The 13,551-nt window shown below is 71.3% G+C and carries 15 protein-coding genes, 1 pseudogene and 1 riboswitch; of the genes and pseudogenes, 5 read left to right on the top strand and 11 right to left on the bottom strand.

The window, feature by feature from the left end:
• The first annotated feature begins 51 nt into the window (after positions 1–51).
• The 3 genes from FB559_RS11260 to rpmG all read left to right on the top strand — a co-directional run bounded on the left by FB559_RS11260 (position 52) and on the right by rpmG (position 2,497).
• Entirely contained in the window at positions 52–1,248 is a 1,197-nt protein-coding gene (locus tag FB559_RS11260) for a S53 family peptidase (RefSeq protein ID WP_141955562.1), read from the top strand.
• A 68-nt stretch (positions 1,249–1,316) separates the two neighbouring features.
• A riboswitch (ZMP/ZTP riboswitch) is annotated at positions 1,317–1,403 on the top strand.
• Between the two features lie 23 nt (positions 1,404–1,426).
• Positions 1,427–2,293, top strand: a complete 867-nt coding sequence (locus tag FB559_RS11255) for a bifunctional 5,10-methylenetetrahydrofolate dehydrogenase/5,10-methenyltetrahydrofolate cyclohydrolase (protein WP_281286250.1) — start codon at positions 1,427–1,429, stop codon at positions 2,291–2,293.
• 39 nt (positions 2,294–2,332) lie between these two features.
• Entirely contained in the window at positions 2,333–2,497 is a 165-nt protein-coding gene (gene rpmG, locus FB559_RS11250; RefSeq protein ID WP_141955561.1) for a 50S ribosomal protein L33, read from the top strand.
• Here the strand turns inward: rpmG and FB559_RS46665 are convergent.
• The 7 genes and pseudogenes from FB559_RS46665 to FB559_RS11215 all read right to left on the bottom strand — a co-directional run bounded on the left by FB559_RS46665 (position 2,475) and on the right by FB559_RS11215 (position 7,478).
• Positions 2,475–2,855 carry a metal ABC transporter permease gene (locus FB559_RS46665; protein ID WP_425455111.1) on the bottom strand — a complete coding sequence of 127 codons (381 nt, stop codon included), beginning with the start codon at positions 2,853–2,855 and terminating at the stop codon, positions 2,475–2,477. The genes rpmG and FB559_RS46665 overlap by 23 nt on opposite strands.
• 23 nt (positions 2,856–2,878) lie before the next feature.
• Positions 2,879–2,989 (bottom strand): annotated as a pseudogene (locus FB559_RS46660) (metal ABC transporter permease); the annotation flags it as partial.
• Between the two features lie 26 nt (positions 2,990–3,015).
• On the bottom strand, positions 3,016–3,816 hold the full coding sequence (locus tag FB559_RS11235) for a metal ABC transporter permease (protein ID WP_141955559.1): 801 nt from the start codon (positions 3,814–3,816) through the stop codon (positions 3,016–3,018).
• Positions 3,813–4,679 carry a metal ABC transporter permease gene (locus FB559_RS11230; protein WP_141955558.1) on the bottom strand — a complete coding sequence of 289 codons (867 nt, stop codon included), beginning with the start codon at positions 4,677–4,679 and terminating at the stop codon, positions 3,813–3,815. Before FB559_RS11230 ends, FB559_RS11235 begins: the two co-directional genes overlap by 4 nt.
• Before the next feature lie 18 nt (positions 4,680–4,697).
• A complete protein-coding gene (locus FB559_RS11225; protein ID WP_246121518.1) occupies positions 4,698–5,456 on the bottom strand; it encodes a metal ABC transporter ATP-binding protein in 759 nt (252 codons plus the stop codon).
• Between the two features lie 2 nt (positions 5,457–5,458).
• Positions 5,459–6,397 carry a metal ABC transporter substrate-binding protein gene (locus FB559_RS11220; RefSeq protein WP_246121516.1) on the bottom strand — a complete coding sequence of 313 codons (939 nt, stop codon included), beginning with the start codon at positions 6,395–6,397 and terminating at the stop codon, positions 5,459–5,461.
• A gap of 412 nt (positions 6,398–6,809) precedes the next feature.
• Positions 6,810–7,478 (bottom strand): TetR/AcrR family transcriptional regulator, encoded by a 669-nt coding sequence (locus FB559_RS11215; RefSeq protein WP_141955556.1) that lies wholly within the window; start codon positions 7,476–7,478, stop codon positions 6,810–6,812.
• 89 nt (positions 7,479–7,567) lie between these two features.
• Here FB559_RS11215 and FB559_RS11210 point away from each other — a divergent pair, with 89 nt between their 5' ends.
• On the top strand, positions 7,568–8,317 hold the full coding sequence (locus FB559_RS11210) for an SDR family NAD(P)-dependent oxidoreductase (RefSeq protein ID WP_141955555.1): 750 nt from the start codon (positions 7,568–7,570) through the stop codon (positions 8,315–8,317).
• 502 nt (positions 8,318–8,819) lie between these two features.
• Here the strand turns inward: FB559_RS11210 and FB559_RS11205 are convergent.
• Positions 8,820–9,920 carry a TetR/AcrR family transcriptional regulator gene (locus FB559_RS11205; RefSeq protein ID WP_141955554.1) on the bottom strand — a complete coding sequence of 367 codons (1,101 nt, stop codon included), beginning with the start codon at positions 9,918–9,920 and terminating at the stop codon, positions 8,820–8,822.
• Between the two features lie 91 nt (positions 9,921–10,011).
• On the opposite strand from FB559_RS11205, the gene FB559_RS11200 reads away from it, so the two are divergent.
• Complete coding sequence (locus FB559_RS11200; protein WP_141955553.1) at positions 10,012–11,196, top strand: cytochrome P450 family protein; 1,185 nt, start codon at positions 10,012–10,014, stop codon at positions 11,194–11,196.
• Between the two features lie 438 nt (positions 11,197–11,634).
• Here the strand turns inward: FB559_RS11200 and FB559_RS11195 are convergent, their stop codons facing one another.
• The 3 genes from FB559_RS11195 to FB559_RS11185 all read right to left on the bottom strand — a co-directional run bounded on the left by FB559_RS11195 (position 11,635) and on the right by FB559_RS11185 (position 13,472).
• Complete coding sequence (locus FB559_RS11195) at positions 11,635–12,333, bottom strand: GntR family transcriptional regulator (protein WP_221639973.1); 699 nt, start codon at positions 12,331–12,333, stop codon at positions 11,635–11,637.
• On the bottom strand, positions 12,330–13,238 hold the full coding sequence (locus tag FB559_RS11190; protein WP_141955552.1) for a LysR family transcriptional regulator: 909 nt from the start codon (positions 13,236–13,238) through the stop codon (positions 12,330–12,332). The genes FB559_RS11195 and FB559_RS11190 overlap by 4 nt, the downstream gene beginning before the upstream one ends.
• 75 nt (positions 13,239–13,313) lie before the next feature.
• Positions 13,314–13,472 (bottom strand): hypothetical protein, encoded by a 159-nt coding sequence (locus FB559_RS11185; protein WP_221639971.1) that lies wholly within the window; start codon positions 13,470–13,472, stop codon positions 13,314–13,316.
• Positions 13,473–13,551 lie beyond the last annotated feature (79 nt).

The raw sequence follows: 13,551 nt of genomic DNA, 5'->3' as shown, positions 1-13,551 counted from the left end.
TATATGTGAGGATTCGCTTCGTCGTACCCCCGCCGCTCCTAGGAGAGCACCATGCGACGACGCGTAACCGGGACCATATTGGGCGGACTGATACTCGCCCTGGTCCCCTTCCTGTCCACCGCGGCCACGGCCGCGCCCCAGGCGGCTCCGGCCGCCGCCTCCCACCCGTTCCACCATTCTTGCGCCACCTCGAAGGCCGGCCGGGCGAGCTGCACCGCGCTCGTACGCAATGACATCGCCGACAGCGCGCACACCCTGCGTGCCGAGGCGAACGCCCCGTCCGGCCTCTCGCCCGCCAACCTGCAGAGTGCCTACAAGCTGCCGTCCTCCACCGCGGGATCGGGGCAGACCGTCGCGATCGTCGACGCCTACAACGCCCCGAACGCCGAGGCCGACCTCGGCGTGTTCCGCAGCCAGTACGGACTCAGCGCCTGCACGACCGCCAACGGCTGCTTCAAGAAGGTCGACCAGAACGGCGGCACGTCCTACCCCAAGACCGACGCGGGCTGGGCCCAGGAGATCTCCCTCGACGTCGACATGGTCTCCGCGGTGTGCCCCAACTGCAAGATCGTGCTCGTCGAGGCCAAGACCAACAACTTCAGCGACCTGGGCGCCGCGGTGAACACCGCCGCGGGCCTGGCCAACGTCATCAGCAACAGCTACGGCGGCTCGGACGCCTCCGACTCGACCTACGGCGCCTTCTACAACCACCCCGGCAAGGCCATCACGGTCAGCACCGGTGACGCCGGCTACGGCGTGGAGTACCCGGCGTCCTCCCGCTACGTGACCGCAGTCGGCGGCACGTCGCTCCGCAGCTCGACCAGCACCCGAGGCTGGACGGAGACCGCGTGGAGCGGCGCGGGCAGCGGCTGCTCGCAGTACAACACGGCCCTGTCCGGGCAGTCCGGCCTCACCGGCTGCTCCCGGCGCGCCGTCGCCGACGTCTCCGCCGTGGCCGACCCGGCCACCGGCGTCGCCGTCTACGACAGCACGTCGTACCAGGGCCAGAGCGGCTGGCTGGTCTTCGGCGGCACCAGCGTCTCCGCCCCGGTGGTCGCCGGTGTGTACGGTCTGGCCGCCAACGCCGCGAGCGTCACCAACAACTACCCGTACGCCCACACCGGCTCGCTGTTCGACGTCACGTCGGGCAGCAACGGCACCTGCACCACTGCGAAGTGGTGCAAGGCCGGCACCGGCTGGGACGGCCCGACCGGCCTCGGCACGCCGAACGGCGTCGGAGCCTTCTGATCCGGATCGCACGACGGGCCCGCCACGCTCCCTGTGGCGGGCCCGTCCGCGTCACGCGGCTAGTGTTCTCACCGGGCCGTGACTGGCGCTGAGGTGGAGCACCACCGGGAAGCGGTTCCGCGACTCCGTACGTGCCGCGCGCCTGGGCCGATCCGCAGCGAACGCCCAGGAGCAGCCCGTGTCCCCAGCACCCACCGCCCGTCTGATGGACGGCGCCGGCCTCGCCCGCCGGATCGTCGAACGCACCGCCGAGCGTGCCGCGGCCCTCACCCGGCGGACCGGCACGCAGCCGTGCCTCGCCACCGTTCTCGTCGGGGACGACCCCGCCTCGGTCACCTACGTCCGCATGAAGCGAGCCCGGTGCGAGAAGGCCGGCATCCGCTCGCGCCACATCGCGCTGCCGGCCGCGACCACGACGGCGGAGCTGGTCGCGGCCGTCGACGCCCTGTCCCAGGACCCGCAGGTGCACGGCATCCTCCTTCAGCACCCGGTCGGGCCCCACATCGACGAGCGCGCCGCGTTCGAGGCCATCGCGCCCGAAAAGGACGTCGACGGGGTCACGACGGCCTCCTTCGCCGCGATGAGCTTCGGGCTGCCCGGCTTCGTGTCCTGCACGCCGGGCGGGATCATGCGGCTGCTGGACCACTACGACGTCGACCTGGCCGGCAGGCACGCCGTCGTGGTGGGCCGTAGCGCGATCCTCGGCAGGCCAGTCGGCATGCTGCTGCTCGGCCGGGACGCGACGGTCACATACTGCCACTCGCGTACGCGGGACGTGACGGCCGTCGTGCGGCAGGCGGACGTCGTGGTCGCCGCCGTCGGGCGGCCGAGGTTCATTCGCGGTGAGGACGTCAAGCCCGGGGCGGTCGTGGTCGACGCCGGCTACAACCCCGGCAACATCGGTGACGTCGACTTCGAGGCCGCCCGTACGCGCGCGAGCCTCATCACCCCCGTCCCCGGCGGCGTGGGGCCCATGACCATCGCGGTCCTGCTGGACCAGACCGTCGAGGCGGCCGCTCGGGGAATACACCCCCCGGGGGTGTAGTTATGGGGGTGAAAATCATTCTCACCGGGAGGCGAGATCATGGCCCGCAGCACACTTCGCCCGATCGTCAAGCTCCGCTCCACCGCGAGCACCGGCTACACGTACGTGACACGGAAGAGCCGCCGAAACGACCCCAACCGCCTTGAACTGCGCAAGTACGACCCGGTGGCCCGGCGGCACGTCACGTTCCGCGAGGAACGCTGACCGGCCGGTCGCCGCCGCGAGTACGGGCGGCGGCGACCGTGACGAGGAAGAGGCCTCCGCACACGACCGCGACGGTCGCGGAGGCCGCGAGACGAAAGTGCAGTGACAGCTCCAGACCGGTGACGGCCGCGAACGCGCCGAGCAGGCCGCCGAGGACCGTGGCCGGTACGGCCCGGCGCGTCCACAGCAGGGCGGTGGCGGCCGGGCCGACGAGCAGAGCCAGTGGCAACGTCGCGCCGACCGCCGGGGCGGCCGTGACGACCGTGATCGCCAGCATCGCCGGCAGGCCAAGGTAGACCAGCCAGGCCGGATAGCCGAGCGCCCGCACCCCCACCGGATCGAACGCGGCGAGGAGCAGTTCCTTGTGACCGTGGCGGCCACGATGCCGAGGAACACCACGTGGCCGAGCGTCTCGGTGAAGAACGCCAGACGCCGCAGGACGACCTGAACGCCGAGGGCGCCGCACGCCGTACCGACCAGGATCAGCTCCATCGCGGCCCGCCCGCCGAACCCGCCCATCAGGCGGCCCGGCGCAGCGTGCGCCACGTCGTCGTGGCGGCGAGGGAGAGCGCGAACACCACGCCGATCGCCACCGTGATGGCACCGCCCGCGGCGACGTTGTAGTCATTGGAGACCAGGACGCCGGCCAGGCCGCTGCCCGCCCCGGTGAGCACGGCGATGCCGGTCATGAGCGGGATGCGCTGGGTCCACAGCCGGGCGACGGCGGCGGGTGCCACGAGGATCGCGACGGCGAGGATGGCGCCGACGGCCGGTACGGCGACCACGATGACGGCCTCCACGGTGAGAAGGAGCGCGGCGTCCACGGCAACCGGCCGGTACCCCGCGGCGGCGTACCCGCCGGGGTCGAAGGCCCGGAAGGTCAGCTGCCGCCCCGCGACACCGAGCAGGGCGACGACGACGAGACCGGCCAGCGCCACCGCGACCAGGTCGCCGTCGCCGACGGTCAGGATCTGGCCGACGGTGTACGCGGTGAGGTCCTTGGAGAACCCCTCCTGCGCGGACAGCAGTACGACGCCGAGCGCGAACCCGGCCGAGAGCACGATGCCGATCGCGGTCGTCGTGTCCTCCCGCCGCCGCGACAGAGCCAGGACGCCGGCCACGACGAGCACGCCGAACAGGCCGCCGCCGGCGTACAGGTCGACCCCGGCGACGGCCGCCAGGACCACGCCGGGGAACGTCGCGTGGGTCATGGCGAGCGTGAAGAACGGCAGCCGCCGCAGCACGATCTGCACGCTGACCAGCCCGCCGACCGCGCCGAGCAGAACGGCCTCGGTGAGGGCACGCTCGATGACGGTCACGTCGCCCTCCGTACGGTACGCAGCCGGCGTACGGTCGCGGCGGCGGCGAGAGCGGCCAGGTAGAGGGCGATGAGGACGAGGACGACCGTGCCGCCGGAGGCCAGCCGCAGTCCGTGATGGAGCGAGGCGTCGTAGCTGATCGCCAGGCCTGCCCAGCCTCCCAGCGCACCGAGAGCGGCGGCCACCGGCACGATCACGACGAGCCGGTCGGAGACCGCACGCGCCGCCGCGGCCGGCACGATGAGCAGCGCGATCACCAGTACGGTGCCCACGGCCCGTACCGAGGCGACCACGACCAGGGCGACGATGGCGTTCGTGGCCAGGTCCAGCAGGCCGATCCGGTAGCCGGCCGCCTCGGCGCCCCGCGGGTCGAAGGTGCGCGACATCAGTGGCCGCCGCAGGAGCACCAGCGCGGCGATGACCAGGACGGTCACCGCGAATGTCTGCGTCAGCTGCGTCCCGGTGACGGTCAGGATCCGGCCGAACAGGAAGGCCGTCAGGTCGGTGGTGTAGCCGGACTCGCGCGAGACGAGGACGACGCCGATCGCGAAGAACGTCGTGAGCAGCACCGCGAGCGCGGTGTCCTCGGTGACCGAGCGATGCCGGGTGAGCAGGGTCAGGAGTACGGCGGTCAGTATCCCGGCCGCGAGCGCACCCCAGAAGATGCCGCCCTCGCCGGTCAGCAGGTACCCGACGACGACCCCGGGGAAGACCGTGTGGGTCAGAGCGTCGGTCATGAACGCCAGCCGGCGCAGCAGGATCAGCACCCCGACCGTCCCGGCCAGCGCGCCGAGCACGAGCAGTTCGACCAGCGCGCGGGCCATGAACGGGAAGGTGAACGGTTCGACGAAGATCTGGTACATGGGCTCTGGTACGCAGCCTTAGGAGTGGGCGACGATGACGCGGTCGCCCCGCAGCTCGAGGGCGTGCCCGCCGTAGGTGGCGCGTAGCCGCTCCGGCGTGAGCGTGGTCCCGGCGGGCCCGAAGCCGTACTGCCGGCGGTTGAGCAGGCACACCTCCTCGCAGGCGAGGTGGGCCAGGGCGAGGTCGTGCGTGGCGACCACGACCGCAGCGCCCTCCTTCTTGAGCGCCGCGATCGCGGCCAGCAGAGCCTGCTCGCTGACGGCGTCGACTCCGTTGAACGGCTCGTCCAGCAGCAGGAGCCGTGGCTCGGCCGCGATGGCGCGGGCCAGCAGCACCCGCTGGCGCTGCCCGCCGGACAGCGTGCCGAACCGGTGCTTCGCCCGGTCCCCGAGGCCGACCTGCTCCAGCGCTCGCGCCGCCGCCGCGCGGTCGGCGGCACGCGGGCGGCGCAGCCAGCCGATCCGCCGGTACCGGCCCATCAGCACCACCTGGCCGACCGAGATCGGGAACTCCGGGTCGAGCGTGTCGGCCTGCGGTACGTACGCGACCTCGCGCCGGGCCGCCGCGGGGGTGTGCCCGAGCACGGTGATCCGGCCCTCGGCGAGGGGTAGCAGACCGAGGATCGCCTTGATGAGGGTGGACTTGCCGGCACCGTTAGGGCCGATCAGGGCGACGGCCTCGCCGGGGGCGACCATGCCGTTGATGTTCTCCAGCGCGAGCGCCGGGCCGTACGCGACGCCGACCTCGTCCAGGTCGAGCGCGGGCTCGTTCTCCACGTTCAGTCCTTCAGTGCGTCGACGATGGTGGTCGTGTTGTGACGCTCCATGTCGAGGTAGGTCGCGCCGGCCGAGCCCGCGGGGCCGAGCGTGTCGCCGTACAGGGAGTTCTCTCCGGCCTCGACCTTGACGCCGGCCTCCTTGCCGATCGCCTCGGCGGTCTTGGGCGGCAGCGAGGACTCGGAGAAGATCGCCTTGACGCCGGTCTCCTTGATCTTCGCGACGAGAGTGGACAGCTGCTTGCCGGACAGCTCGGCGGAGGTGTCGAAGCTCGGGATGATCGAGCCGACGAACGTCAGGTGGTAGCGGTCGACGTAGTAGCCGAACGCGTCGTGGTTGGTGACGAGCTTGCGCTGCGCGGCGGGCAGCGTGTCGATCCGCTGGGTGATCCAGGTGTCGAGCTGGTCGAGCTTGCCGGTGTAGGCGGTGAGGTTCGCGTCGAAGGTGGACTTGTCGGTCGCGTCCTTGGCATCGAGGGCGGCGGCGATGTTGCGGCTCATGATCTCGGCGTTCTTGGGGTTGTGCCAGATGTGGGGGTCGCCGGCGGCCTCCTCGTCGGTGCCGTTGCCCTGGCGTACGGCCACGCCCTTGCTGGAGTCGACCAGGGTGCCGTGGAAGCCGGAGGAGCTGATCGTCTGGTCCAGCCACTTCTCCAGGTGAACGCCGCTCTCCACCACCACGTCGGCCTGGGCGATGGCCTGGACGTCGGCGGGGGAGGGCTCGTAGTCGTGCGGGTCGACGTTCGGCTTGAGAATCTGGGTGACCTGGACCCTGTCGCCCCCGATATTGCGGGCGAAGTCGGCGACCTGCGTGGTGGTCGCCACGATCTTCAGCTGTTCACCGCTCGTGTCGCTCGCCGAGCTGGAATCGCCACAGGCGGTCACGGTCGCCAGCAGGCCGGCGAACGCTGGGGCGGCCAGCCGCGCGGTTCGGATGCGCAACGTATCTCCTCGATCACCTTGATGGACAATGAAAACCGTTCCCATAATCACTGTTACTGGTAATGGTTGTCAATGTCGGGCTTGGTCCTGAGCGGGTGGTTCGTTCGAGACCGGCGTCGCCTGGCTGCGGCTTGCGGCGTGCCTGGCTCGGTGGAGGGCTCGGCGGCCGGTATGGGCAGCGCCCTCGGGGGAGGCTGCCGACGTCGCCGTACCGGGGGCGGCATTTCGCCCCAGACGGGTGCCGCGATCGCTGCCGGCTCGCGTTCTGCGTCTGTCGGCGTGGGTCGCGGCTGGGAGCGCGCGGACGTCAGGTCTCAGGCCTGCGTTCGCGCGGGCACGCGAGACTTACGCCCGGCGTGCGGCCATGGCCTGGACGCCGCGCGGTCTCGGAGAGGCTTCGTGGTGCGGGCCGTCAGGCGGCCGGGGCCGACGCGACGGTGATGTGCGTGTCGGCGGTGCGTATCGCCTCGTCCGTCGCGAACGAGCGGACGTGGGCGAGCATGCCGTTGAGTACGGCCACCAGTGGGGCGACGTCGCGCTTGGTCTGTGTCATCAGCATGCCGCCCTGCAGCGCCGTCAGCAGACCGAGGGCGAGCTCGTCCGGGTCCGCGTCCGCGCGTAGGTCGCCGCGGTCGCGCATCGTGTGGAGTCCGTGCCGGAACAGTTCCTCCCAGCGCTCGAAACCCCTGGCCAGGTCGGTGCGGGTGTCGCCGTCGTGCTCGGCCAGCTCGCCTGCCAGCGACCCGAACCTGCAGCCGCCCGCGCAGTGCGCCTCGAGCTGTCTCTGGACGTTGATCTCGGCCCACAGGTACAGCGCGTCGAAGGTGGCCAGCTCGTCCAGCGCGGGCTGCCGGTGCAGCTCCACCACGGTGTCCGCCTGCCAGGCGATCACGGCCCGGATCAGGCTCCGCTTGTCCGTGAAGTAGTGCGTCATCTGGGAGCCGCTCACCCCGGCGGCCTTGCGTACGTCCTCGATGCTCGTCCGCGCGACGCCGCGCTCGAAGATCAGGTCGGCGGCGGCCTCGATGATCCGCTGCCTTGTCGCGCGGCCCTTCGGCGTCAGGCGCACCTCGTCGCTCATGGGCTCACCTTACTCCATAAAATGGGATTGACAGCCCATAATGCGCCTGCATAGCTTATGGGACGTACATCCCATAAAGAGGAGCCGTCATGACCAGTCCCGTTGTTCTCATCACCGGAGCCCTGACCGGCGTAGGCCGCGCGACCGCCGTCGCCTTCGCGAAGGAGGGGGCCAAGGTCGTGGTCTCCGGACGGCGCCAGGAGGCCGGTGAGTCCCTGGCGGCCGAGCTGAAGTCACTGGGCACCGAGGCGGAGTTCGTCCGCGCCGACGTGCGTTACGAGGAGGAGCTGAAGAACCTGGTCGACCGTACGGTGGAGCGCTTCGGCCGCGTTGACGTCGCCGTCAACAACGCCGGCACCGAGGGGGAGCTCAAGCCGATCGTGGAGGTGACGAAGGAGGACTTCGATCTCGCCTTCGAGACCAACGTCCTCGGAACGCTGATGGGCATCAAGTACCAGCTCCGGGCGATGGCGGCCCAGGGGAGCGGCAGCATCATCAACGTCAGCTCGATCTACGGTCTGATGGGCGCCCCGATCGGACCGCTCTACGTGGCCAGCAAGCATGCGGTCGTCGGCCTGACCAGGTCGGCGGCGCTGGAGGCGGCACGTGCGGGCGTACGCGTCAACGCGGTGACCCTCGGCGCGATCGAGACCGCGATGCACGACCGCGTCATGGGGAGTGAGGAGAACAAGGCCGCGTTCGCGGCCACGATCCCGCAGGGTCGGCCGGGCACTCCTGAGGAGGCGGCCGACCTCATCGTCTTCCTCGGCTCCGGCCGGTCGGGATACATCACGGGCCAGACGATCACGATCGACGGCGGCAAGATGGCGGGCAACTGACGGTCCGTGCCGTCACCCGCACGGCTCCGCCGGCGAGGTGTCGCGGCGCCGGGCGGCGTCTGCCAGGGCTTTTCTCAGCGTCGCGCGGCAGGGACTTTGAGACGGGCCCAGGGCCTGTCTCAAAGTCATGCTGCTGCCGTGTGGCGCCGCCCAGGCGGCGACTGGGCGGTGACACCCCGGGGTTATCCACAGAACCCCGCTCTACTTTCGCCCGTCGCTGTTCCCGCTGGACAATGAGAGTGGGATGGCACCCCCGGGCGGGTGGGCTCCAGGTGGGTGGGCTCCAGGTGGGTGGGCTCCAGACGGCGGGGGGCCCAAACGGCGCGGGGCCCAAACGGCGCGGGGGCCCAAACGGCGCGGGGGCCCAAACGGCGCGGGGGCCAAACGGCGCCTCGCCGCGTTGTCGTCGGTCGCCGCCCCACACCAGGTCGACTCCCTCCTCCGCCTTGCGACGCGCCGCTTGGACGCCGCTCGCTAACGGACGGAGACTTCGGATGAGGCCCTAGATGAGGTGCTCCCGTGCAGGCGACCCGGCCGACCCGGCCGATGCGGCCGACCCGGCTGCGTGAAGGGCGCCGCGGCCGTCGGCGCGGGCGACGATCCGGCCCGCGTGGACGCGTACGGCGGTCTCGGTTCCGTCATGGACCGCGGGCACACCGCACGCCGCGGCGATGGTGCCCGACTCGTCGTGTACCACCCGCAGGCGCGGCCATGCCTCCGTCGGGAACGCCTGGCGCAGGCAGCCGCACAGCTCGGCGACGGCCAGTCGCGCGAGCGGCGCGAGTTCGCCGGGGTCGCCGCTGACCAGCACCACCGTGGCCGTCTCGCCGGGTGACACTCCCCGTGCGGCCTCCTCCGCGGCCTCGAACCGGTGCGGCCCCAGGACCGCCACCACTCCATCGCCGTCGAGCCGCACAGGCTCACCGCGTACCGCGTCCACCGCGTCCGCCGGGGACCACGGCTCGTCCACCTGCCGCGCCGGCGCGACGTACGCGAGATGCGGCGGCGGCCATCCGTCGTCCAGCTCGAGATCCGCGAGCCGCCCGCAGGCGCTGACGACGTTGAACGGTTCGACGAAGCCGGGCGCGGCGGCGGCCAGGGCGCTCGCGCCCTGCAGCGTCGTGAGCACGGTCTCCGCGACGCGCACCATGCGCCCGCGTGTGGCGTCCAGTCGTTCGAGGGCGAGCCCGAGCAGCGTCGCCTCCAGCTTCATGAGCTGGTCGAACGCCTGCCGGGTCCGCTCGTCGGCGGCGACCTCGGGCATCAGGTCCATGCCGAGCCGGGCGGAGTCAGGCCGCTCGGCGGTGGCGAGGGGCAGCCGGGCCAGCCACGCACGGGCGAGTGCCCCGAGAGCCTCACGGGGGGAACGGCCCGGGTACGCGGGCCCGGAAAGGTGTTCGGCGTCCTCGGCCAGCACGGCGAAGTAGAGGGCGCGCTTACCGGGGAAGTTGGAGTACACCGCGCCGCGGGTGAGCTCGGCGCGGTCCGCGATGCCGTCGATCTTCGCCTCGCGGAAGCCGCGCTCGATGAACTCCTCCCTGGCCGCGGCCAGCACCTTGGCGCGGTTGCGCGCCTGTGCCTCCGTCCTCGTGAGTCGCCCCATCCGTCCTCCCCGGTTGCCGCCCAGCCGGAGCCAAGATATCTTCACCATTCAGATGATGAGATCATATGATGCGAACATCTGGAGACTGCTCATGACCGCTGCGAGGCAGAGCGTGCCCGAGATCGACCTCGCCGACATCGAGGTGGTGCGCGATCCCGTCACCGCGTACGGACAGGCCAGGGAGCGCGGGCCACTGGCGCGGATGCCGGTGCCCGGGCTCGGCACGATGTGGGTGCTCACTCGGTACGAAGGGGCGCGGGCGATGCTCGGCGACCCGCGGTTCGCGCTCAGCGCCGCCAGTTACATGCGGCCCGACGTCCCGGCCGGCTGCGTGCCGTACATGCGGACGATGCAGGAGATGGACGGGCCGGAGCACGCACGGCTTCGCGGGCTGGTGTCACCGGCGTTCACCGCCCGCCGCGCCGGGGAGTTCCGGCCCCGGATCGAGCCGATCGTCGAGAAGCTGCTGGACGCCCTGCCCGGCGGCGAGGTCGATCTGGTCCGTGACTTCGCCCGGCCGCTGACGATCGAGGTGATCTGTGAGCTGGTCGGCATCCCCGAGCAGGACCGGCCGCGCTGGCGGAAGTACGGCGCCGCGATCGCGGCGGGCTCCGGTGAGGCGTTCGCCGCTGCCATCCCGGAAATCATGGAAGGCGCCAAGGAGGCGGTCGCGCGCCGCAGGGCCGAGCCCGGCGACGACCTGATTTCCGACCTCGTACGCGTCGAAGGCGGCGACCGGCTCAGCGACACCGAGCTGGTCACCCTGGTCTGGCACCTCGTCCTGGCCGGGCAGACACCGGCGAACCTCATCGCCAACGCCGTGGCGGCCCTGTTCGCCCATCCCGGCCAGCTCGCCGCGCTCCGCGCCGAGCCGGAGCTGATGCCGGGCGCTGTCGAGGAACTGACGCGATGGTGCGGCCCGCAACTGCTGTCCATACCCCGGTACGCCCGCGAGGACGTCGAGCTGTACGGCACGCTGATCCGCGAGGGCGACCCCGTCACCGCCGCACTCGCCGGAGCCAATCGCGACCCACGTGTCTTCACCGATCCCGACCGGCTCGACCTCCGGCGCGTCCCCGCCGCCCACCTCGGCTTCGCCCACGGCCCGCACTTCTGCCTGGGCGCCGCACCCGCACGCGTGCAGACCGAGCTCGCGCTCACCGCTCTCCTGCGCCGCTTTCCCGGCCTGACGCCGGCCGCCGCACCGCGGCGTGCGCTAGATCCGGGCACCTGGCGCCTGGAGTCACTACCCGTGACCCTCCATGCAGACCGGTGAGCGGCGGTCGCGCCGTCAGTTGTTCCCGCCGCTTCCACCGCCGTCATCTCCGGCTCCTCCGTCATCGCCGTCCCCGGCCAGATCGGGGATGCCGATTTCGGGGGCGCCGGACTCGAGTTCGAGGAGCCCCAGCCCGAGACCGCCCCCGCCGGGACGGGCGACGGCGATGTTGTTGTTCCGGTTGTTGATGTGGAGCCGGACCCTTTTAAGGCTGGAGTTCTCACTCCCGTTCCAGTCGCGGCTCTGGTGCCGTGAGAAGTTGTGGGACGAACTGTGGAAGCCACAACAGCCACCACCGCCCCACGCGGGGACCTGGGCGAACGCCGGTGAGCCGGTGGCCAGAGCCCCTGTGGTGGCGAGAAGCAGACTTGCGAAATGACGCGCTCGGCGCTCTATCGTGCCAATAAGTCCACAATGCCGAAAGGGCCCCTCGTGGGGCTAACTGAGCGAGCTTTCGACGGCCTGATAGCCGGAGCTCACGATGGATCGCGTGATGGCGACGGCCAGTGGCGCGTCGCGGTCGGCATAGGCGTTCAGCAGGCGTTCGTGGTCGTTCAGGGAGCGGGTGAGGCGGCCCGGAGCGGACAGGCTCAGGTGGTGCAGCTGGAGGATGCGCAGGCTCAGCGAGCCCAGCAGCCGGGCCAGCTGGCGGTTGCCGGCCAGGTCCGCCTCGGCCTGGTGGTAGCCGACGTTGTGCCAGAAGTACGCGTCGACGTCACCGCACTCGGCGTCCGCGCGCAGCCGGGCCAGCCAGTCGCCCAGCGTGGTCAGGCCGTCCTCGTCGCAGCTTCGTACGATCAGTTCGCTGACCAGGCCGCGCAGGGCGGCTCGCACCTGGTACACGTCGCGTACCTGGTCGAGGGTCATCAGCGCGACGCGGGGCCGGCGGCGGGCCGGGATCTCCACCAGGCCCTCACGCTGGAGCGTCAGCAGTGCCTCGCGTACCGGAGTGCGGCTGCTGCCGTAGTGGCGGGCGAGCTCCACGGAGTTGAGGTCGGCGCCCGGCCGCAGGCCGCCGAGGATGATCTGCTGAGCGATGTCCTCGACCATGTGATCGACCAGAGAGGTGTTCGGCTGACCGTCGCGTAGCAACCCGGCGAGCATGCCCGATCCGGGTCCGTCGTCGAGGACGATCACCCCGGTCCTCCCACGGTGATGCCGTCCCGCAGCACGTCGAGCAGCTGCCCGGCGGCCTTCGGGTGACCGGCATGGGGCGACCGGAGCGCGGCGATGCGCCGATGGGGCGCCGGTGCGGCCAGCGGCACCGGCACCACGCCGGGATGGCGGGAGACCAGCGACATGCGGGGTACCACGCTGATCCCGATGCCCGCGGCGACCAGTCCCTGCGCGCCCTGGTAGTCGTCGGTGACGAAGCCGATGTCGGGCTCGAACCCCGAAAGCCGGCACATGGTCGAGAACGCCTCGTCGTACGGCGGGCGGTGGGAGCGCACGACCCAGCTCTCCCCGGCCAGGTCGGACAGCCTGACCCGTCGCTCTCCGGCCAGCGGATGATCGGCGGAGAACAGGACGTACAGCGGGTCGTCGGCGAGGGGGATCCGCTCGATGTCGGTCGCGAACGCCCGCGGGGCGAAGTCGTAGTCCCACACCAGGCCGAGATGGACGCCGCCCTCCCGCAGGCGCGCCGCCATGTCGGCGGCATGCACCGACCGCAGCTCGACCCGTACGCCGGGAAAGCGCTCCTGGCAGGCACGCATCACGCGCGGGATCAGGTCGGCGCCCGCCGTCGGGAACGCGGCCAGCCGCACACGCGTCGAGGCGGCGTCCAGGTCACGCATCTCGTGTTCGAGGTCGGCGACGTTCGCCAGCAGGGCGACGCTGCGTTCGGCCAGGACCCGCCCGGCCTCGGTGGGCCGTACTCCCCGCGGGCCGCGGACCATCAGGGCCAGCCCCAGCTGGCGTTCGAGCAGGGCCAGCTGCTGCGACACCGCCGACGGCGTCATGAACAACGTCTTGGCGGCGGCCGCGAACGAGCCATGCTCGGCCACGGCCGAGAAGATCTGCAGACGCCGTACGTCCAGCAACCGGACGCTCCCATCCCTCGGTAGTCACATTGGGACTACTTACTCAAGCAGGCATGTTACTCGACGGTGTATCGGCTACCGGGCCGCGTAACGGGCGGCGGGCTCCGGGGTGCCGGCCGTACGCACCTCTGCCAGACGCGTCACCGCCTCCGGTTCGGTCAGCCCCGGCACGCAGACGACCTCACCGCGTTCGAGGCCCGCCAGCGACGCGGTCACGACGTCCTCCGCGCTCATCCCCCTTGCAATGTCGCCGCCACAGCGTACGCACGACGATCTCGTCGGTTCATGTCCCCTTCCTCGGACACGCCCTAGG

Origin of the sequence: Actinoallomurus bryophytorum (assembly GCF_006716425.1) — a bacterium.
Taxonomy (GTDB): Bacteria; Actinomycetota; Actinomycetes; order Streptosporangiales; family Streptosporangiaceae; genus Actinoallomurus; species Actinoallomurus bryophytorum.
The sequence above is the reverse complement of the archived record's forward strand: the minus strand, read 5'-3'. Positions and strand labels throughout refer to the sequence as shown.

Excerpts from the sequence above, each read along its gene's own strand:
- FB559_RS11260 (WP_141955562.1), top strand. The coding sequence starts at position 52 with ATGCGACGACGCGTAACCGGGACCATATTGGGCGGACTGATACTCGCC.
- rpmG (WP_141955561.1), top strand. The coding sequence starts at position 2,333 with ATGGCCCGCAGCACACTTCGCCCGATCGTCAAGCTCCGCTCCACCGCG.
- FB559_RS11230 (WP_141955558.1), bottom strand. The coding sequence starts at position 4,679 with ATGTACCAGATCTTCGTCGAACCGTTCACCTTCCCGTTCATGGCCCGC.
- FB559_RS11215 (WP_141955556.1), bottom strand. The coding sequence starts at position 7,478 with ATGAGCGACGAGGTGCGCCTGACGCCGAAGGGCCGCGCGACAAGGCAG.
- FB559_RS11210 (WP_141955555.1), top strand. The coding sequence starts at position 7,568 with ATGACCAGTCCCGTTGTTCTCATCACCGGAGCCCTGACCGGCGTAGGC.
- FB559_RS11205 (WP_141955554.1), bottom strand. The coding sequence starts at position 9,920 with ATGGGGCGACTCACGAGGACGGAGGCACAGGCGCGCAACCGCGCCAAG.
- FB559_RS11200 (WP_141955553.1), top strand. The coding sequence starts at position 10,012 with ATGACCGCTGCGAGGCAGAGCGTGCCCGAGATCGACCTCGCCGACATC.
- FB559_RS11185 (WP_221639971.1), bottom strand. The coding sequence starts at position 13,472 with ATGAGCGCGGAGGACGTCGTGACCGCGTCGCTGGCGGGCCTCGAACGC.